We start from the raw sequence: 18,423 nt of genomic DNA on the forward strand, positions 1-18,423 counted from the left end.
ATTACAACATTTTTTATATTTCATCAAATTCAAAATTAAGATTTTGCAATTCTGGGGTAATCTCTAACGGGTTTCCTTTTTTGGTTTGTCTGCCAGTTTCTGATATCAAGTGTAAATTGGTTTTGGCTCTTGAACAGATAACATAAAGTAGTTTTTTTGAAGCGGCAACAGGGTCTCCAGTAAAAATGTCATTCCAATGTGGGATATACCCATTTAGCAAACCATAAGCAATAACGGTTTCAAATTCTTCTCCTTTAACACCAACGCAAGTATTGATGACGACGCCTGACATTTCTCTATAAAAACTCATAAATGATGCTATGTCACTTGGAACTTGAAACGTTGGGTCTTCAAGACGGCTCTTTATTACATCGAAAAAGGTCTTCCTATTTATAAGAAGTTGTGCGTAAATAGTTTGGTCAATCCCAACAGCCTCTAAAAACTGGTCAAAACAATCATTAAGATAATCGATACCTTCAGTTTCATTGGATGTTATCGAGTTAATCAATTTCAATACATTTCGCTCTGTTTGATATTGTTCGCTGAATTCAGTATTGGTATGTTCTTTAAAGTTTTCAATTACTTCAGAACACCATTTGTATCGCAATGAATATATTTTTGGTTGTGGCTGCGTTAAGAACAACCTCGATAACTTATACCAAATGTTATTTCGATTTTTTGACATTGGTGCTAAACCTGAAGCATCAAAATTTACATCTGGTAGTTTAGCTCTCAACTGTTTTGTGATAGTAGTTATTAACCACCATTGCGGAACCAATACGCATATTTCATCTTCTGGAATTCCATTATCTAAACTATGCTCTATAAGTCGTCCAATTTCATCTACTAAATATCCTTTGTCAATGGTGTTATTGTACGTTATTATACTATCAACGTCTTTATTAGTACCAATAGCTTCAATTTTAATTGGGTTTGTCTGGAATATAGAGTAAAAGTCGATAATTCTTTGTGTGGACCTATAATTTCCAGAAAGCGTAAGTTGCTCAATAGGTAAAGTGTTTAACTCTTCCTGTATTTCTTCCAAACTTTTGGCAATGCCACCCAAAGATGCATAAATTGCTTGGTCTGTATCTCCTACTAAAAATAGATTTGAGCTACCTTCCCCAGTTGTTACAATCGACGAAATAATTGCGTAAAGCAAATCTTGCGTGTCTTGATATTCATCAACACATATAAGGCTAAAAATGTTCGATAACGTTTTTTTTATTTTAGGATGCTTGGTTAAGAGTTTGTATGAATAGTATAGTAGAAGCTCAAAATCAATTAACTTCTCTGTTTGTAGCCTTTCGTGATAATCCTTAAGGACTCTTTTTTGAATTGTTTTTGGTTCGGCAAATGTGCCGTCCCTATTGAATCTGAAATTAATCGGGTCAATAGGTTTTAACTTATGCTTTTCTTTAAGTTCACTTATGATATCCGAGGCATAAGTTTCATCGGCAATTAAATAGCCGTTTTCAAGTTCAGGTAAATAACAGGAATAGGGTTTTATAATCCATTCGAGACAAAATGAATGCAAAGTGCCAGACCAAACCCGATTACTATTAATTCCCATTGCGTTTAATCTGCGATATATTTCTTCGGAAGCCCTTACGGTAAAAGTTAGAGCGACAATCCTTTGTTTACTGTTTACATCAATATTTTTTAGAGCATAAGCGAGTTTATGAATAATCACTCGTGTTTTTCCACTTCCTGGGCAAGCTGTAAGAAGTACATTTCCATCTTTAACAACGGCATCTTTTTGTTGGTCGCTTAAAGTATCTAAAATCATATAAACGATAAAAATTTAGTAAATTGGTCATTAGGAAAGTTGGCTATATAGTCATCAATAACCTGTTGGTCTTCTTTATCCTTAAAACTAATTTTTGTTGCTACATCGTAATAACTATCATTTTTACTACGACTAATTTTTCGTAACCTGTATTTAGCGGTTTTAGCTTTAGAGGCATTATTTAAATGCGAAGATGCAAAAGCAACGGCTTTCAAAATATATTCAGGAATATAAGTATTGTAAACTAAATTATCTGCAACAACCAACGCCAGCCAACCTTTGCCTTTTTTATCAGCCAATCGTAAAACTTCTACACCTGCAATCGAAACTGATTTTTCTTCTAACTTTTTCTTTGAAGAATCAATAGCTGCTTGTTGTTTGAAAATTTCAGGAAGTGATTGTACGTATTCGTGGCTATTCCCATTCAAAAGGAAATCAACTTCAAAGGTGTATTTAGAGTAAAAAGGAATCAAGAAGTCGTTTTTGTCACAAAATTTATCCAATTCCTTTTTTCTTTCAGCTCCACTAATTTGCGATGCCCTACAATGTTTTTCATAAGCAGAATCATCAACTTCATTTGCAGGTAAATTGACAATACTGGCATCCAAGTCAGTTAGTATGGCACAGTTTTTCTGAATTCTATCCTTATGGAAAAGCCTTGCAACATTTTTAAAACCTGTACTTCCAATGTTTACGAGACTTATCCCAATTTCATCGAGCGAAATTCCAAAGACTTTTTTAAACATTTGAGGAATGAGAATCTGTTCTGCATCGCCTTCAACCAAAACAACGCCTTTCGCGAAAAGCAAGTTGCTTCTTATGGCGTCCAAGTACCTTTCGGCTCTTGTTATATAATCATCATCAAGATTGTTAGATGGTTGATATACCAAAGTCTGCATATTTCCTCGGCTTAAAATATTTACTGAACTTATTCGGCTTACAGATGAAATGTGAGTAGAATGCGTTGAAATAATAACCTGTGTTTTATTGGTTTGCACATTATCAAAAAGGGTTTTTTGAATATGCGTATGAATATGTGCTTCTGGTTCTTCTATTAAAAGAAAATTTGCAATTCTATCCGTTCTGATTTTTTCATACTCCAATAGCTTTAGTGATAGGTAAATCATATTTGCACCTCCCAAACTCAACTCCCATATTTTACCCATATAACCTTCTTCATCTGGGTCGCCAACCCATAGTTTGAGTGATTGCAGTAGTTTTTCCATATCATTTGGAAGTTCTGATTTGACATCTATATTAGGGCCGTAAGTAGTACCCACAGCTTCCTTAATACTTTTGTCAATTCCATCTTTCACATCCTTTACTTCTTTGAGAGAACTAATTTGGTCGTTAAGTTTGTTAACGCTATCAATGATGTCCGTTTGTTTTGAAACTTCAATAGTTTTTTCCTTTCCTCGTAATAAATTAATCAATGGATTAGTAGAATAGGAACGTAAGTCGCTTTCGACATCTCGAAGTGCTTTAATGAACGTACAAGAAACCTCGTTGTGCACACTTATTTCCCTCGGCAGAAACGTTCCAAAAATCAATTCTTCTTTATCATCTGGGTTTGGGAATTCAACAGCATCAAAATCGCCAACATACTTTTTATAGGTAGTGTCATCACTAAAATCTCCAGAGCCTCTGCATAAGTAAGACGTTTCATAATCATCAATCGTAAGTTTATCAAAAAAAAGCTGAAGCCCTGCTACACTTTTACCTGCGGTTTGTGAATAATCATATAATTCTTTTCTAAACTGATATTTTGGTCTAAAGTACACCGAGTAACTTCCAGTCTTTTTGCTGCCTTCCATATCTCCCGAAGATTGTACTGCCAGTACCTGTGCTTCTTCACTCGCATCCAGTTCGTCAAAAGTAACCGATAAAATTATCCAATGTCCAGCCCATTTACCCAGACCTCGGTTAAAGTCAGACTCATTAAATCTTATATATCTTGGAAGTTTATCATCAATTAAAACTCGTAAAGCAAAAAAGAGATTGGTTTTACCTGAACCGTTTTCTCCTAAAATAGTATTTATACCTTTTTTAAAAATGAATTTTGATTTATAGAAATTTCTAAAATTCCTAATGGATAGTGAACTTATATGCATAATAATTATTTTGAAACAATAAAAAAGCCAATGATTTCCCATTAGCTTTTTAAACATTAATATTTTAAGCGTAATCGCCTATAAATATACTGAAATGTCTTTTTAAATTCTTACGGTTTCCTACAAATTGTTAAAATTTTATTAAGAATATATCTTTACTTCTGGAAGTCAAAATTTTGGTTTTTTTTCGTAAATTAAGCCTAATTAGAGTGTTATAAACTCTAGTGCAAATAAAATGAGAGCAATTGCAATTTTCTTTTTGAACGTACTTCAAAATACTTTGGGGATGACTTTTGGATGGTTGTTTAAACCAAAAACCAAACGAAATTCATTTAAGGCCTTATCTGATGTTGAAATGGTAAAATATCTTGAAAAAAGAAGGCAATACAAAGGCTATAAAAAACAATGGCTGTATTACAGGTGTAGAGAAGAAGGTTTATTAGAAACCTATTACAAATTGTTCGATACTGAAGTTGAGGGACAAGATTCTGGAACGAAATTTAGTTTCGGTAAATATAGAGGGGAATATGTTGAAGCTATTTGGGAATCTGATAAAGAGTATATCAATTGGCTTTCCCAACAAGAATGGTTGGCTCAATATTTGGATGAAAGCGATATGATACACGAACTACTTCTTTTAGAGGAAGAAAACCAAAATTAGATTTAATCCCTTTTATCACGACTGCTTTTATCAAAGGCAATTAAATTGAACAGTTGTCGCATCCTTGAACGTACCCTATTCCCATAACGTTCCTCCAGTTCTTTAGCATTGAGGTTTGTAGTTGCGTGTGTTTTAGTTTTATGACTTAAAAATAAATCATAACGTGAAAGTAAGATTTCGCCCATTACATTACAATCTTTTCCAAAATGCCTTCCGGTGGGTTCTACACCCAAATCATCAAAACAATAAAACTTTTTGTCGCCGTAATTTTCAATGATGGTGTACCCAATATTATTAAAGGCAAAGGCAATGTTTCGTGTGGGTATAACCTCATACGATTTCTGATGTGGCACAATATGGCGTAACAGTTTCATTAAACTGGTTTTTCCACAACCAACAGGACCAGAAAGCAAAATCCCTTTATCGCGGTCGATGTCTAATTTTTTGCAATTAGCTTCATCCCTGATAAAATAATTACAGAGCTTGAATATAATATCACGGTCTTCTTCAAAAATTTTGAATTTCTTGCCAAAAAGTAGTTTTCCTTTGGCATTGAGATAAATTAGCATTTTATCAAAATCATAAAGCATTTGATTGTCTTTCAGTTCTCCCAAGGTGTATTGAACGCTACCCTCGGTAATGATATGTGGTTTGTGGGGATTCATAATGGTTCATTATAATTTTTGTTGGAACTTGTCTTTAGGTTGTCCGTATTTTGGCTAACTGCAACCATTGTTTTTTCTTCTTTTAGCTCTTCGGCCTTTATCATCCAGTTTCGAGCTGTGGCGTGCCAATCGACAATTTTTGTTTTTCCACCTACTTTCCAACCGATGCCTTGGTAGTGGTTGTAAAATTTTTTGGCTTCCAATTCTGGCCAATTTTCCTTTTCAAAAAAATCAATGACTTCATTTTCATTTTTTGGCTTGTCAAGTTTAGTATCATTTGCTTTGTTTTTTCCTGTTTGTATATGTTTGTTTATAGATACCACCGCTTGTCCATTGCTTGTCCCGATATTGGTAGGGTTTGGGTACAGAGCTTGTCCATCACTTGTCCCAAAATTGAACATCTTGATTCTGCTGCCTTTAAATGGATTATGTGAGGGTTCGTATAATAGGTATTTCCAATGATGTAGTTCTTTGATGCAGCGATGGTAGGTAGTTTTTGAACCAATCTTGGAAAACCGCATCGCTTCTTCTCGATTGATATAGAATTCTGTCGGAAAGTGATAGTTGTTCCATAATTGAAACAATGCCACGTACAAACTTATGTGCGTGGGATTTAAACGGCTATCCTTTGAGAATTGTAAGAATACAGCGTTTAGGTGCTTAATGTAATTGACCTGCTCCAAAACGATTTAGAATTTGTTATGAACTTTATTATTTTCCATTACGCTAATTATTTCTTCGTAATCGTAATAGAGTACACCCCCTACTTTGGTGTAGGGCAATGTGCCATTAATTCTTAAATTCTGTAACGTGCCAGAAGAGATTCCCAAAAGCTTTTTTACTTCAGGGGATTTTAGCCACCTTTTGGTAATATGACCAGATTGGCTATTGAGTAGTTCCTTGATATCATCGAGCAGTTCCATTTTGAATTCTCGAAGGTCGTCTGTGGTAATAATACTTGTGGGCATAATAGAACGGATTAAAAGAAAGGGACTACCGTTTTGCTTTCATCTAAAATGATAGCCCCTGACCTGATTTGACTTTCGTTCTACAAAATTGGGGTAGTTTGCTGGATTTTATTCACAAGTTAGGCCTACTTGGGTGTTTTTCTTCTCTCATTTTCAATGTAATACAATAGAGGGTTTTGGTACTTCTTCAGAAAAAATACCCTATCTAAAAACCACCAAATAAAATGAGATTTTCCATAAAACAAGAAACACCCAAGTTGAAGCATCTTGGGTGTTTTATTTTACGTTATCAGTATCATCCATCCGTTTGGTCAACTGCTTTTTCAGAATATCCAAAAATTTGGTTCTGCCATTTTTACGCATCCGTATTTCCAAAAAAGCTCTGTAATAATCGCCCAAGTCCACTTTAAATGTTTTTTCAACAAAATAGGCAATATCTTTAATGTCAACAGTACCATTATTAATGACATCTGTACTGTGCAAAGCGTATATCAGTTCAATTAAATATATTTTGTGGGCTGTCCAGGTAATTTTGGTTTTACTTTGTAACAATCTTAAACTTGCATAATTTCCATTATTCTCCAATTTATCAATTTCCCGTTTTAAGTGTACAATCAAAAGGTCGTAGGCTAAAATTGAGGCCACGGTACTATCGTGGCTTGTTGCAAATTCTTCATCAACAAAAAAGTGAAATGAGTCTGGGAACAACCGAATATCTGCCTTGCCTCTTAAAAAATATTGCTCATCAAATACAGTAGCTTCCCTGCGGTAATAATGGTAAAAATCAAGATTGTCGTTAAAGTAGGTTTGAAGTTTCTCAATATAATTGTTCAAATACTTTACTTGCGATTTATTGCTTCCCCTGGGTCTTTTACTTTCAATGTTAAATAATTTTACGTAATAAATAAGTTTGCTATAAATTTTTGGTTTAGTACATTTAAAGAAATGAATTTCCTCTAATTTGGTTTCAAATTCATAATCAACTACGATACTTCTAACTGATTTAAGGGTCTGTTTTGCAAGTTTAATCCCTTTTTCAGCTTTGAGTAAAATATCTTGTTCTTCTATTTCAAGAATATCTAATTTATTGTCTAATTTTTTTAATATATCGTCGTAATTTGTCGTCATTCATTCTGGGTATCATTATTTTCACTTAATCTTCTGCAATAACGTTGCATTTAAAATTGTAATTAATTAAATAGATATAAAGTACTTTAGGAATTGCAAGAACAGTACAAAGAAGATTAACACAATAACAACGATTAGAATACTAATCCAAATTATTTTATCTTTTTTGGTAATACTATTTTTTACAGAGGGTACTTTATTGCTTTTTTTATTTCGTCTATTCCGTCTATTTTCCGACATAGAATATCATTTTTACTATATATCAATCATTTCCACTTCAATTTTTGTAGCCACACAAACCACTTGGAATATTTTATTATCTTAATTCATTAATGCTTATGAATATTTCCTTTTAGCACAAAAAAATAAAGCAGAAATGCGGCTATTACCATAAGGATTATCATAAGAATACCTTTGACCTTATCTCTTTTTGTGATGTCGGTATTCGATGATTTCCGATTTTTTTTGTTTCTTCTATTTCTTCTTTTTTGAGACATTCTTTTATACTATTTCCAATTCATCTTCTGTAATCGAACCGCATTCAGAATGGCTAACAAGGCCACGCCTACATCGGCAAAAACTGCTTCCCACATCGTTGCCAGACCACCTGCGCCCAAAACCAAAACCACTGCTTTTACACCAAAGGCCAACCCAATATTCTGCCAAACGATGCGTCTTGTAGAACGTCCTATTTTTATGGCTCTAGCTATTTTACTTGGTTGGTCTGTTTGGATGATTACATCTGCGGTCTCTATCGCCACATCGCTGCCCAAACCACCCATTGCAATGCCAACATCGCTCGCTGCCAAAACCGGTGCATCGTTGATGCCATCGCCTATAAAGGCTACTTTAGTATTAAATTGTTTTTTCAAATGCTCAACTTCGTTGAGCTTATCTTCTGGTAACAAACCGCCTTTTGCAGTATCAATACCCATTTCTTTTGCCACTTGTTGGGTTATGGAATCCTTATCGCCGGAAAGCATTATGATTTTGGAAATTCCAGATTCTCTAATTTGTTTGATGGCTTCGTGGGCATCTTCTTTCAATTCGTCTGCAATGATGACATAGCCAGCGAATTTACCATCAATGGAAACCATTACGATGGATTCTACAATGTTGTCGGTTTCAGATGGAACTTCGATATTATTTGAAGTCATCAATGCTTTGTTGCCTACCAAGACCGTTTTGCCATTTACTTTGCCTTTTAATCCTTTACCCGCGACTTCGGTTACTTCTTTTGCCTGAAAATCTTCGCCATCGGCTTTATATTCCATTATGGCCTTGGCAATGGGATGGGTGGATTGTTCTTCCATTGCCATTAGGTATTTCATAAATTCGGGTTCATCCCAATCAATGGTTTTTATTTCCTTGATTTTGAAAACACCTTTGGTCACGGTTCCGGTTTTGTCCATTACCACTGTGGTTATCCTTGTCATTTCATCTAAAAAAGATGCTCCCTTAAAGAGAATTCCATTTTTTGAAGCTGCTCCCAATCCACCAAAATAACCCAACGGAATAGAGATAACCAAGGCACACGGACAGGAAATTACCAAGAATATCAATGCTCTATATAACCAATCGTTAAACACATAATCATCCACAAAAAAGTAGGGCAAAAATGTTAATCCAATCGCCAAGAATACCACAATAGGTGTATAGATTCTTGCAAATTTTCTAATGAACAATTCGGTTTTTGATTTACGAGCCGTGGCATTCTGGACCATATCAAGGATTCGGGCAATGGAACTGTCTTTAAATTCCTTGGTGGTTTCGATTTCAATAACGCCATCAAGGTTGATGCTTCCTGCAAATACTTTTTCTCCTTTTGCAATGGTGTCAGGTTTGCTTTCGCCCGTTAATGCTGCGGTATTGAACGAGCCTTTTTCGGACAATAAAATACCATCCAAAGGAATTTTTTCGCCCACACGGACTTGCACTTTTTCGCCAATAGCAACGATTTCGGGATTTACAGAAACATAATTGTTGTTCCTATAGACCAAGGCTTCATTAGGTCTTACATCTAGTAATGCCTTGATGCTTCTCTTGGCTCTTTTAACGGCGGCACTTTGGAACAATTCGCCTACCGCATAAAACAACATTACTACCACACCTTCGGGATATTCGCCAATGGCGAATGCACCTATGGTTGCGATGGACATCAATAAAAACTCGGTAAAGAAATCGCCATTTTTGATGCTGTTCCAACCTTCCTTTATCACAGGAAAACCTACTGGAAGATATGCGACTGCATACCAGACAATACGTATCCAATCTTTAAAAAAAGCTACGTCAAAATAATCCATCGCAATACCAATAATCAGCATTACAAAGCTGAAAATTGCTGGTACATAAATTTTAAATTTCCCTATACTTTCCGGACTGCTATGGTTGTGGCCATCATTGCGCTTGTGATTATCGGATGAAGTTTTATTTAAATCTCTTAAATTCAGTTTCTTTTTTTTCATTTATATCAATTATAATTTTATTTAAATTCACAGTCATTCCAATCTCAACACCAATTGGGCAAACTGCACCTCTATGGTATCATCGATACCCTCTATTAAGGAATCCAAACCAGTATTTGAAACCAATAATTGTCCGGTTGCACTTATCAGGCAGGACATACTTACTCCTTGTTCTATATGGGTAATGGTTGCTTTAAATTGTGATTTAAAGGATTTCCCTTGATAAGTAACATCTATCAGCCAATTAAAGTTGATAGGGTCGTGCCGTTTTGATAAAAAATCCTGTGATGGAATAGTGCCAGTAAACCGAAGTATTAAAGGGTCTTCCCGCTGTTCTAAAAGGGCATTGATTTTAGGACTATATGTTGATAAAGTCTTAAGGTCGAGTACACCATTGACCACTTTGGAATCATAATCAAGATATAGTGCCAATTTATGGCTTTCTGCCTTGATGGGTTTATCATCAACCAAAGTCATCATCATAATATGACCTTCTTCAGTTGTATAAACTTTTTGGGCATTTACCTTATAATAACTAACCAACAAGATTATTAAAAAACAATGTTTAATATTCATAATGCGCATCTTTACTTGTATAATTTAAAAAAGCAGCTTCTACTTTTGCTTTTAATACTATTAATCATTTTGCTTTAAAAAGCATCATAAAAGCTGCCTGCTATTAATTAAGTTTTCACTTAACTTATTTAAATAAAAAATTTCGCTCATTCCTATAACGATTTACCGCTACTTGTTATCTATATCCTTTTCTCGTTTACCGAAATAATAAATTAGCGCAACACTTGCACCTAATAAGCCAAACAGAGTGTTCTCAAAAATTTGATTCCCATTGATATTTAAAATTTCAATGAAATTATTTATTAAATATTGCCATCAATTGATTTCGTAATTCTGGCTGCTAAACGTGAAAATTGTTATCCCAAAAGGTTGAAGGATAAAAACACCTATGGCAAACCCAATTAAAATGGTAATAAGAATGCTTTTTTTATTCATCGTCTGTCTTTTACGGAAGTAAGCTTACTGGCTCTCAATCCAATTTTTGGCATCTTCCTTTTGGTCTATATTGAAATACTTAATATCGGCATTGGTAAAAGGCTTCATAAATTGGGTTATCCAATTCTGCCATTTTTTATCTCCTACCATTGCTATTTTTTCATAGTCCGTGGCGTGGGCTGTGTCCATTTTTAGGTCTTCCCATAAACCAGGTAAATCCCAACCTGTAAAGTTGACCATCTCAAAATACCACCGGACTTTCATTCCTTTGTCCAGTATGGCGTGGATAAGTGGATGGATTTTTTCTATATCTTCTTTTCTCAATTTGCCCGAAGCTTTTGTTGCAACAATATTTTTTTCTTTTAATTCGATTATCTGTAACATTTTATATAGTTTTTAATTAATAATTATCCTTCTAAATCGTAAAACCATTCTTCCGCCCTTATGATGCCTTCTGATAAAGCTTCTTTTGCTGAAATATCTTTTTTTTCAATTAGTTCTTTTGCTATGGACAGGGCTTTTTCTCGTACAATAGGATTTAAGGTATCTAGGTCAGTTTTAAAATCTTCAAACATCCAGTCCATAGCTTCATTTTAATGGTTAAAAAGTTCCTTTTCTTTTTCAGGGTCTATTTCATCTTTTGACTTTTTGTCCAAAAAATAATCAAGCACAATACCCACGATAACAGCACCTACGAACGCTGAATAAACCTGCCAATTAAATTGGATTATCAATGATAGACTTATAAGTATCGCCAAAATGGGTAAAATCGGCACTCGTCCTATACCAAAGGAACTTTAAATGGTCGTTCTTGCTCTGGTGCTTTAAACCGAAGCACGATAAGTGCGACATTTACGGCAACAAAAACAAGTAAAGCGCCTAAAGAAGACATACCTGCTACAATCTTAATATCGCCCAACAATAAAAATCCCGCAACTGCTGCCATAACTACAATAGTAGTAACCCACGGTACTTTCTGTGCATTGGTTTTGGTCATAAACTTTGGAAGTTCTCCGACACTGGCCATTCCAAAAAGCAGCCTACTTATGGATATGATACCACTAAAAGCAGCATTAGCCGTAGCAAAAAGTGCAGCGATAGCCAATACCACAGGCAACCAATTGTTGAGATTGGAAGCTGCAAGAGAAAGTGGCGAATCCACGTTTGCCAAAGCGGAAGGGTCTGCAATATTCAAAACCGTAAAAGCAATAAATAAATAAATTATTGTAGTTATTACCATAGTCATTAAAAATGCACGGGGAATTGTTTTCCCTGGGTTCTTAACTTCCGAACCCAAAGCTGCCATATGTTCAAAACCAGTATAGATAAAGAACAGTGTAGCTGTGGCCGCCAAAGTTCCAGAAATCGATTCAATTTTAAAAAATTCTGCTTTGGGTGGACCAGTTTCCAAAAGTCCAAATACTATCAATAATAACAATCCCAAAAGTTGAATGCTGACCATAATAATATTTGCTGTCGACGATTTTGTGATGCCTGTAATACTAATTAATGACAACACCAATAAAATGCCATAACTTATTAGAAGAGAGGGCATATTAAAAAACGTATTGAAATACCCCGAAAAGGCAAGTAACACGGCTGCAATGGTGGCCGAACTATGAAACGCAATCGTCCAACCCGTGAGAAAAGACGGAATATCAATTTTTGGAAATGCCTTGCGTACAAAAATAAATTCCGCACCAGCATTGGGGTAGGTAGAGGACAATTCTGCATACGACATTGCAGAGACACTGGCCGCAATTGCTGCAAAAATGAAACTCAACCAAAGGTCTGTGCCCGCTTGTCCAGCAGCTGCACCGATTACGGTATAGATTCCTGCACCCACAATAGTACCCACACCATAAAAAGTGAGTCGAAGGGTACCTAATGATTTTTTTAATTCTGCCATAATACTATTAGTAATTTATTATCCATTTTTATCTAAATTTCTTTTTTCCATCTCTGCCTTTACGATTCCACGCTCTAAAGCTTCATCTTTTGAGCATTTTTTATCCACGTATAAATCCCTTGCATATTTTAATGCTACTGCTCTAATATTTTCATCCAGCACATTAAGTCTCTCCTGATAATCCTTAAATAAATCCTCCTTCATTTTTTAAAATAGTTTTATAACAAAAAACACCATAGCCACTTCAGGGCTCGCATTTACAAGAGCGAGGAATGCAACCCCTGCCGAAGCGGTAAGCCCCCATTGTTTACGCAGCATCTTTAAAGGTGTCAACAGTTTGTCCGCACCCCAATGTGCCGCCCAAGCTGCCAATCCTAATACTACTACCCAAAGCCAAATATTCATTTTTATTATTGATTTATTTTTTTCTATTTCAAGGTTTACTTAAAGCTACTTCGACAATTTTAAAATTCTTATTGCACCACGCATCACAAACGTGAAAACGATGCCGCCAATTACTAAATCGGGCCATTTACTATTCAGAAAATAAACCAGTATCCCTGCTGCTATAACACCACCGTTAACAATGATATCATTGGACGTAAAAATGGCACTTGCCTGCATATGGGCTTCTTTGCTCTTGGTTTTGTTGATAAGCCAGAGCGATATCAAATTACCTACCAATGCGAAAATCGAAACGATAATCATCCATTGGAACAAAGGTGTTTCGGTATCGCTGAAAAACCTTCGCAAAACCTCTACAAACCCAAGTGTTGCCAATGCCATCTGAAAGTATCCGCTGAATTTTGCGACCTTCTTTTTTCTGGAAATGGCACCGCCTACCGCGAATAGGCTTAGCGCATATACGATGGAATCTGCCAGCATATCCAACGAATCTGCTATAAGTCCCATTGAGCCAGATATCCAACCAGTGGTCATTTCGATAACGAAAAAGCCAAAGTTGATGCCCAAGACCCACCAAAGGATTCTTTTTTGTTTGGATTGGTCTTCCATTACGGGTGGTTCGGCTTCTGTGGTTCCCTCAAAGGAATCCCCAAGTTTTAAGCTCGCTATAGACATTTGTATCGCCTTGATATCGTCCACGTGATATACTTCCAATTTTCTGTTGGGAATATCAAAGTCCAAATATTTTACTTCGGCATAAGACTCCAACTTCATCCGAATCATCTGCTCTTCTGAAGGGCAGTCCATTTTACTGATTTTAAAAGTGCTCTTGTTCATTTATATACTACTGAATTAATTGTCCTCAAGTGCTTCATTTGTTTATGCGACTCTATATACCTTTCCAAGAGTGACTTCAGGTTATCCAAATAGTCCACGAACGAGTTGACCGAAATCTCGGGTGTTTCGCAATCAGGAATGGTAATAGGGTTTTCATCGAGATATTGGTATAGTTCAGGATAGTCCTGTTCAATTCTCAAAGTTAATTCGTTAATTTCCTTGGTCAATTGCTGAAGCTTTTTCATCCTTATTGTTTTTTCCTGCATTTTTCACATATTCCTTTCAAAACCAAGTTCACATCGTTCACTTCATAATCATCTGGCAAGCTATCTTCCGATATTTTATTTGGTAAACAGATTGTTTTCCTACAAACGGTACAATGAAAGTGCATATGTAAATCTGTACCGTATTTACCTTTGGCATTTTCATCAGAAATCGCATATTTTGACACCCCGACACCATCATTAATCTGATGAATCAACCCTTTATCCTCAAAAATCTTTAGATTGCGATAAAAGGTCGTTCTGTTGGCTGTTTTATTGGTTTCGCTCTTTTGAACAGAGGCTTTTTTTAAATCGGAAAAGGACACTGCACTTTGTTTCCTTTTCAGGAACTTGTATATCTTCGACCTCATTTGAGTAGGGCGAATACCGTGATATGATAATATTTTTTCCGTTTTGGTCATTTTAACCTTGATTCAAAAGCAACCCTTTTTATTAAATTTATTTTTTATAGGCCAAAAGTCTTAACGCATTAAAAACCACAAGTAACGTTGAGCCTTCGTGGATGACCACTGCAATACCGATATTGGCCCAACCCATAATGGTCGATGGGATAAGCAATGCCACAATACCGAGGCTTACCCAAAGGTTTTGCTTAATAATGGTCTTTGCCTTCCTGCTCAAACCTATGGCAAAGGGCAGGGTTTCCAGTTTATCGGCCATTAGGGCAATGTCAGCTGTTTCCAATGCTACATCACTGCCCGCAGCACCCATTGCGATCCCTACGGTGCTGTTTGCCATTGCAGGGGCATCGTTCACACCGTCGCCTACCATTGCGACTTTGGATTCCTGTTCTTTTAATTTTTTAATGGCATCAACCTTTTCCTCCGGCAACAGGCTTCCCCAAGCATCGGTCAACCCAATTTCTTTAGCAACGGCATCGGCAACCTTTTGATTATCGCCAGTTAGCATTATCATCCGCTTAATACCGATTTCCTTTAATTTTTTAAGGGTTTCCTTGGCCGCTTCCCGTGGGGTATCCATCAGGGCGATGATACCTATATATTCTTTGTTCCTTCTTATGAGCATTGTGGTATTTCCACCACCTTCAAGTTCTTTTACTTTATTCGATATTTCTTCGGATGGTATTGCTTCATCGAGGTCTTCGTACAAGTCAAGGTTTCCAATATAGATTTTATCCTTGCCAAAGGACGCTTTGATACCTTTTCCTAGAACCGCTTCCAAATCTGACGCATCGGTAATATCAGTACCTTTCAGACGCTCTTTCCCATCCCTTACGACGGCTTTGGCCAAAGGGTGGTCGCTCAAGTTTTCAACGGCAACGGCTATCTTTAACAGTTCATTTTCTTCAATATTTCCCAGTGGTACTACTTTGGTAAGTTTGGGCTTGCCTTCGGTAAGCGTGCCCGTTTTATCAAAAGCCAAAGCGGTAATGACCCCTAAATCCTCAAGTGGTCGCCCACCTTTGATAAGTACACCGCCCCGTGCTGCCCGTGCCACACCGCTTAATACCGCACTTGGTGTTGAAATGGCGAGTGCACAGGGGCTGGCAGCTACCAATACTGCCATTGCACGGTAAAAACTGGCACTAAACGGTTCATCAATGACCAAAAAGGCAAAGAGTAGGATACTAACCAATATCAGTACGGATGGTACAAAATATTTTTCAAACTTGTCGGTCAACAGTTGGGTAGGGGATTTCTGGGTCTGTGCCTCGTTGACCAATTTGACCAGTCGGGACAGCGTAGAGTCTTTGGCTTCTTTGATTACCTTTATTTCCAGAGTATTATTACCGTTGATAGTTCCAGCAAAAACGCGGTTTTCGTCCTTGATATCATCGTCTGCTGAATAGTCCTTGCCCGTATCTTCCACAGGAATTTTGTCCACAGGTACACTTTCCCCTGTGATAGGTGCTTGGTTGACACTGCTTTTTCCTTTGACCACAACACCATCGGCAGATATTTTACTGTTGGGCTTGACCACAATGATATCACCTATAATTAATTTTTCAATCCCGACTTCTTCTGTCTTGCCATCTTTTTTGAGCAATGCCGTTTTTGGTGCCAAATCTGCCAGTGCCGCAATGGACTTTCGGGCCTTTTCCATTGCATAATGTTCAAGGGCGTGCCCCAAACTAAACAGGAACAATAACAATGCACCTTCTGCCCATTCTCCCAGAATGGCGGCACCAATGGCGGCAACCAACATTAAGAAGTCAATTTCAAAACCGCCTTTGGCGACGGTCTGTACTGCTTCCTTGGCCGTAAAGAAACCACCGAAAAAGTAAGCGCCAATGTATAAAGTAAGACTGACCCAATCTGGGATGGATTCCACATAGGAAAGGCCGAAACCTATTCCGAGAAGTGCCCCACAGATAATGGAAAAAATGAGCTCCGTATTTTTACCGAAAATACCACCGTGGGCGTGCTCTTCTCCTTCCTCGTGGGTCTCGCCTTCTTTGTGCTCGTGTCCCTCTGTGGAAGTTTGCTCTTTAGTCTCTTCCTTCTTTGAACGCTCCTGTTTTTTGGATGCTTTGGTGTAATCATTTTCGTTTGAAGCACTGCGTTGAACCTGAAGGTCTTCCTTTTCAATTTGTTTGCTTATTTCATCAAAATTTGTTTGCTTTTTATCAAACTCAAGTCGTACCATTCCAGAGCCTGAAACGGAAGCTTCCAAAACTCCATTGATTGCCAAAAGGCTTTTCTCTATGGAACGAGCCTGTCTTGTGTGTCTGATTCCTTTAACTTCAATGAGCAAATGCCCGTATTTTTCGGTAATCTCGGCACCAGTACTTTCGGCGAGGGATTGAATGCGGTCGATGGAAATGATATCTGGGTCATAATGAAAACAGAGCTGTGGCACATTAGCTCCGTTTGCATCGGCAATGTGCACTTTTTCGATGCCCTCTTTAGCTTGTAGTTTTTGAATAAGCCTTTCAACACAAGAATCTTTTTCGTTTGGAACTTGCGGAAGGATGACCGATATTTTTAGTTGTAGTTTTTCCATTTTTTATTTTTATTTTATCCACTCTTTGGCATCGTCTTTTTCTTCGGTCTTATAAAATTTTATATGAGCTTCTGAAAAAGGAAGCAATACCTCGGTAAATTGCTCTTGCCATTTAACGCTACCCACCAAAGCAACACGCTTTAAATGCTTTTCATTCGGAAGATTTAATTCAATACCCTTCCAATAGGCACTTACCGTCCAGCCTTCAAAATTTTGCATTTCAATATACCAGAACACTTCCTGATATGCATTTATGTGTTCTGTTAAGACCGGTATCAAGTTTTCATAATCCTTGGCATCCAGCTTATTCTCTGCTACCATATATACAGTAGCCTCTTTTTTATAGATTGTTATCATTGCTCATTATTTAAATGATAATTGAATTTAAAAACCAAAGGTTTAATCCAAATTGCCACTGCATTTTTCGCAGATACCCTTTACCACCAAGTTAATGTCCTCCGTGATATAGCCATCAGGCAAGTTGATGTGAGGGATTTTATGCTCTGTTAAACAGACCGTTTCATTACAATTGTTGCAATGAAAGTGCAAATGAAGGTCGTTGCCGACCTCGCATTCACAATTTTCTTCGCAAAGGGCGTATTTTATAATTCCCGTACCATCCTCGATTTGATGCACAATACCTTTTTCTTCAAACGCTTTCATAGTCCTAAATAGAGTACTTCTTTCACTGACCTTAAAATCCTTTTCCAAGTCGCCAAGGCTGATGGCAACATTCAACTCTGCCAACCGCTTATAGGTCATAAGGCGCATTGCAGTAGGCCGTATTCCTTTGCTTTCTAAAAATTGAACTATTTTTTCCATTTGTTCAGAAAGAGGTTTACAGGTCGTAACGTTTTAAGGATTCTCCCGTTTTAATCTGAAAGACATCTTCTATATTAGCTATATAAATTATACCATCCCCTGGTTCTTCCGTTTTTCCATTTCTTAGAATTGTTTCAATTGCGACTTGAACTTCCTCATTTTGACAGACCAGTTCCAGCTTGACCACTGGACTATCTGTCACGTGAAAATCAAGCGAGGGTTTTGCGCCTTTTGCCTTGAATGCTCCCGTGCCTTCTGCCTGTGAAAGTGTCATACTTTTAAAACCACTATCAGCAAGAGCTTCAATTACCCTTTGGATCCGGTTCGGTTTTATAAATGCTTTTATTTCTTTCATATTATTAACTTTTTAAATTTTTAATCAATTTTGAACCGAGCCTGTTTTT

20 protein-coding genes are annotated in these 18,423 nt (G+C 36.8%); 1 reads left to right on the forward strand and 19 read right to left on the reverse strand.

Annotated features, from left to right (window positions below; genetic code table 11):
• Positions 1–13: 13 nt before the first annotated feature.
• The gene (locus RNZ46_RS12190; protein ID WP_027126735.1) at positions 14–1,789 is read right to left on the reverse strand and encodes an ATP-dependent helicase; all 1,776 of its coding nucleotides are present in this window, start codon (positions 1,787–1,789) and stop codon (positions 14–16) included.
• A complete protein-coding gene (locus RNZ46_RS12195) occupies positions 1,786–3,900 on the reverse strand; it encodes an ATP-dependent nuclease (RefSeq protein WP_027126736.1) in 2,115 nt (704 codons plus the stop codon). The genes RNZ46_RS12190 and RNZ46_RS12195 overlap by 4 nt, the downstream gene beginning before the upstream one ends.
• Before the next feature lie 235 nt (positions 3,901–4,135).
• On the opposite strand from RNZ46_RS12195, the gene RNZ46_RS12200 reads away from it, so the two are divergent.
• On the forward strand, positions 4,136–4,561 hold the full coding sequence (locus RNZ46_RS12200) for an exodeoxyribonuclease X C-terminal domain-containing protein (protein WP_027126737.1): 426 nt from the start codon (positions 4,136–4,138) through the stop codon (positions 4,559–4,561).
• Between the two features lie 2 nt (positions 4,562–4,563).
• Here RNZ46_RS12200 and RNZ46_RS12205 read toward each other — a convergent pair whose 3' ends face one another.
• From RNZ46_RS12205 to RNZ46_RS12285, 17 genes are all read right to left on the reverse strand, one after another.
• Positions 4,564–5,226, reverse strand: a complete 663-nt coding sequence (locus RNZ46_RS12205; protein ID WP_110355858.1) for a P-loop NTPase family protein — start codon at positions 5,224–5,226, stop codon at positions 4,564–4,566.
• Positions 5,223–5,909: a hypothetical protein gene (locus tag RNZ46_RS12210; RefSeq protein ID WP_025743374.1), complete on the reverse strand. Its 687-nt coding sequence runs from the start codon at positions 5,907–5,909 to the stop codon at positions 5,223–5,225. The genes RNZ46_RS12205 and RNZ46_RS12210 overlap by 4 nt, the downstream gene beginning before the upstream one ends.
• 6 nt (positions 5,910–5,915) lie before the next feature.
• Entirely contained in the window at positions 5,916–6,194 is a 279-nt protein-coding gene (locus RNZ46_RS12215; protein WP_025743375.1) for a helix-turn-helix domain-containing protein, read from the reverse strand.
• Positions 6,195–6,470: 276 nt separating this feature from the next.
• Positions 6,471–7,322 (reverse strand): RteC domain-containing protein, encoded by an 852-nt coding sequence (locus tag RNZ46_RS12220; RefSeq protein ID WP_027126739.1) that lies wholly within the window; start codon positions 7,320–7,322, stop codon positions 6,471–6,473.
• A 506-nt stretch (positions 7,323–7,828) separates the two neighbouring features.
• A complete protein-coding gene (locus tag RNZ46_RS12225; RefSeq protein ID WP_316982462.1) occupies positions 7,829–9,787 on the reverse strand; it encodes a heavy metal translocating P-type ATPase in 1,959 nt (652 codons plus the stop codon).
• A gap of 33 nt (positions 9,788–9,820) precedes the next feature.
• Complete coding sequence (locus tag RNZ46_RS12230; RefSeq protein ID WP_027126741.1) at positions 9,821–10,363, reverse strand: hypothetical protein; 543 nt, start codon at positions 10,361–10,363, stop codon at positions 9,821–9,823.
• A 459-nt stretch (positions 10,364–10,822) separates the two neighbouring features.
• On the reverse strand, positions 10,823–11,182 hold the full coding sequence (locus RNZ46_RS12235) for a SpoIIAA family protein (RefSeq protein ID WP_027126742.1): 360 nt from the start codon (positions 11,180–11,182) through the stop codon (positions 10,823–10,825).
• 23 nt (positions 11,183–11,205) lie between these two features.
• Positions 11,206–11,382 (reverse strand): hypothetical protein, encoded by a 177-nt coding sequence (locus tag RNZ46_RS12240; RefSeq protein ID WP_164674149.1) that lies wholly within the window; start codon positions 11,380–11,382, stop codon positions 11,206–11,208.
• A gap of 197 nt (positions 11,383–11,579) precedes the next feature.
• Positions 11,580–12,707 (reverse strand): APC family permease, encoded by a 1,128-nt coding sequence (locus RNZ46_RS12245; RefSeq protein WP_316982463.1) that lies wholly within the window; start codon positions 12,705–12,707, stop codon positions 11,580–11,582.
• Between the two features lie 18 nt (positions 12,708–12,725).
• Entirely contained in the window at positions 12,726–12,911 is a 186-nt protein-coding gene (locus RNZ46_RS12250; RefSeq protein ID WP_008992763.1) for a hypothetical protein, read from the reverse strand.
• Positions 12,912–12,914: 3 nt separating this feature from the next.
• Positions 12,915–13,112, reverse strand: a complete 198-nt coding sequence (locus RNZ46_RS12255) for a hypothetical protein (RefSeq protein WP_008992764.1) — start codon at positions 13,110–13,112, stop codon at positions 12,915–12,917.
• Positions 13,113–13,157: 45 nt separating this feature from the next.
• Complete coding sequence (locus tag RNZ46_RS12260) at positions 13,158–13,949, reverse strand: cation efflux transmembrane domain-containing protein (RefSeq protein ID WP_040460578.1); 792 nt, start codon at positions 13,947–13,949, stop codon at positions 13,158–13,160.
• A gap of 247 nt (positions 13,950–14,196) precedes the next feature.
• Positions 14,197–14,634 carry a Fur family transcriptional regulator gene (locus tag RNZ46_RS12265; protein ID WP_316982464.1) on the reverse strand — a complete coding sequence of 146 codons (438 nt, stop codon included), beginning with the start codon at positions 14,632–14,634 and terminating at the stop codon, positions 14,197–14,199.
• Positions 14,635–14,671: 37 nt separating this feature from the next.
• Positions 14,672–17,197, reverse strand: coding sequence for a heavy metal translocating P-type ATPase (locus tag RNZ46_RS12270; protein WP_316982465.1), 2,526 nt, complete (start codon positions 17,195–17,197; stop codon positions 14,672–14,674).
• 9 nt (positions 17,198–17,206) lie between these two features.
• On the reverse strand, positions 17,207–17,554 hold the full coding sequence (locus tag RNZ46_RS12275; RefSeq protein ID WP_008992769.1) for a SpoIIAA family protein: 348 nt from the start codon (positions 17,552–17,554) through the stop codon (positions 17,207–17,209).
• 42 nt (positions 17,555–17,596) lie between these two features.
• Positions 17,597–18,019, reverse strand: coding sequence for a Fur family transcriptional regulator (locus RNZ46_RS12280; protein WP_008992770.1), 423 nt, complete (start codon positions 18,017–18,019; stop codon positions 17,597–17,599).
• Between the two features lie 16 nt (positions 18,020–18,035).
• A complete protein-coding gene (locus tag RNZ46_RS12285; protein ID WP_008992771.1) occupies positions 18,036–18,374 on the reverse strand; it encodes a P-II family nitrogen regulator in 339 nt (112 codons plus the stop codon).
• Positions 18,375–18,423 lie beyond the last annotated feature (49 nt).

The sequence above is a fragment of the Hwangdonia lutea genome (genome assembly GCF_032814565.1).
GTDB classification, from domain to species: Bacteria; Bacteroidota; Bacteroidia; order Flavobacteriales; family Flavobacteriaceae; genus Hwangdonia; species Hwangdonia lutea.

Coding starts and splice junctions, on each gene's coding strand:
- RNZ46_RS12190 (WP_027126735.1), bottom strand. CDS start 1,789: ATGATTTTAGATACTTTAAGCGACCAACAAAAAGATGCCGTTGTTAAA.
- RNZ46_RS12195 (WP_027126736.1), bottom strand. CDS start 3,900: ATGCATATAAGTTCACTATCCATTAGGAATTTTAGAAATTTCTATAAA.
- RNZ46_RS12200 (WP_027126737.1), top strand. CDS start 4,136: ATGAGAGCAATTGCAATTTTCTTTTTGAACGTACTTCAAAATACTTTG.
- RNZ46_RS12205 (WP_110355858.1), bottom strand. CDS start 5,226: ATGAATCCCCACAAACCACATATCATTACCGAGGGTAGCGTTCAATAC.
- RNZ46_RS12215 (WP_025743375.1), bottom strand. CDS start 6,194: ATGCCCACAAGTATTATTACCACAGACGACCTTCGAGAATTCAAAATG.
- RNZ46_RS12220 (WP_027126739.1), bottom strand. CDS start 7,322: ATGACGACAAATTACGACGATATATTAAAAAAATTAGACAATAAATTA.
- RNZ46_RS12225 (WP_316982462.1), bottom strand. CDS start 9,787: ATGAAAAAAAAGAAACTGAATTTAAGAGATTTAAATAAAACTTCATCC.
- RNZ46_RS12230 (WP_027126741.1), bottom strand. CDS start 10,363: ATGAATATTAAACATTGTTTTTTAATAATCTTGTTGGTTAGTTATTAT.
- RNZ46_RS12235 (WP_027126742.1), bottom strand. CDS start 11,182: ATGTTACAGATAATCGAATTAAAAGAAAAAAATATTGTTGCAACAAAA.
- RNZ46_RS12240 (WP_164674149.1), bottom strand. CDS start 11,382: ATGGACTGGATGTTTGAAGATTTTAAAACTGACCTAGATACCTTAAAT.
- RNZ46_RS12245 (WP_316982463.1), bottom strand. CDS start 12,707: ATGGCAGAATTAAAAAAATCATTAGGTACCCTTCGACTCACTTTTTAT.
- RNZ46_RS12250 (WP_008992763.1), bottom strand. CDS start 12,911: ATGAAGGAGGATTTATTTAAGGATTATCAGGAGAGACTTAATGTGCTG.
- RNZ46_RS12255 (WP_008992764.1), bottom strand. CDS start 13,112: ATGAATATTTGGCTTTGGGTAGTAGTATTAGGATTGGCAGCTTGGGCG.
- RNZ46_RS12260 (WP_040460578.1), bottom strand. CDS start 13,949: ATGAACAAGAGCACTTTTAAAATCAGTAAAATGGACTGCCCTTCAGAA.
- RNZ46_RS12265 (WP_316982464.1), bottom strand. CDS start 14,634: ATGACCAAAACGGAAAAAATATTATCATATCACGGTATTCGCCCTACT.
- RNZ46_RS12270 (WP_316982465.1), bottom strand. CDS start 17,197: ATGGAAAAACTACAACTAAAAATATCGGTCATCCTTCCGCAAGTTCCA.
- RNZ46_RS12275 (WP_008992769.1), bottom strand. CDS start 17,554: ATGATAACAATCTATAAAAAAGAGGCTACTGTATATATGGTAGCAGAG.
- RNZ46_RS12280 (WP_008992770.1), bottom strand. CDS start 18,019: ATGGAAAAAATAGTTCAATTTTTAGAAAGCAAAGGAATACGGCCTACT.
- RNZ46_RS12285 (WP_008992771.1), bottom strand. CDS start 18,374: ATGAAAGAAATAAAAGCATTTATAAAACCGAACCGGATCCAAAGGGTA.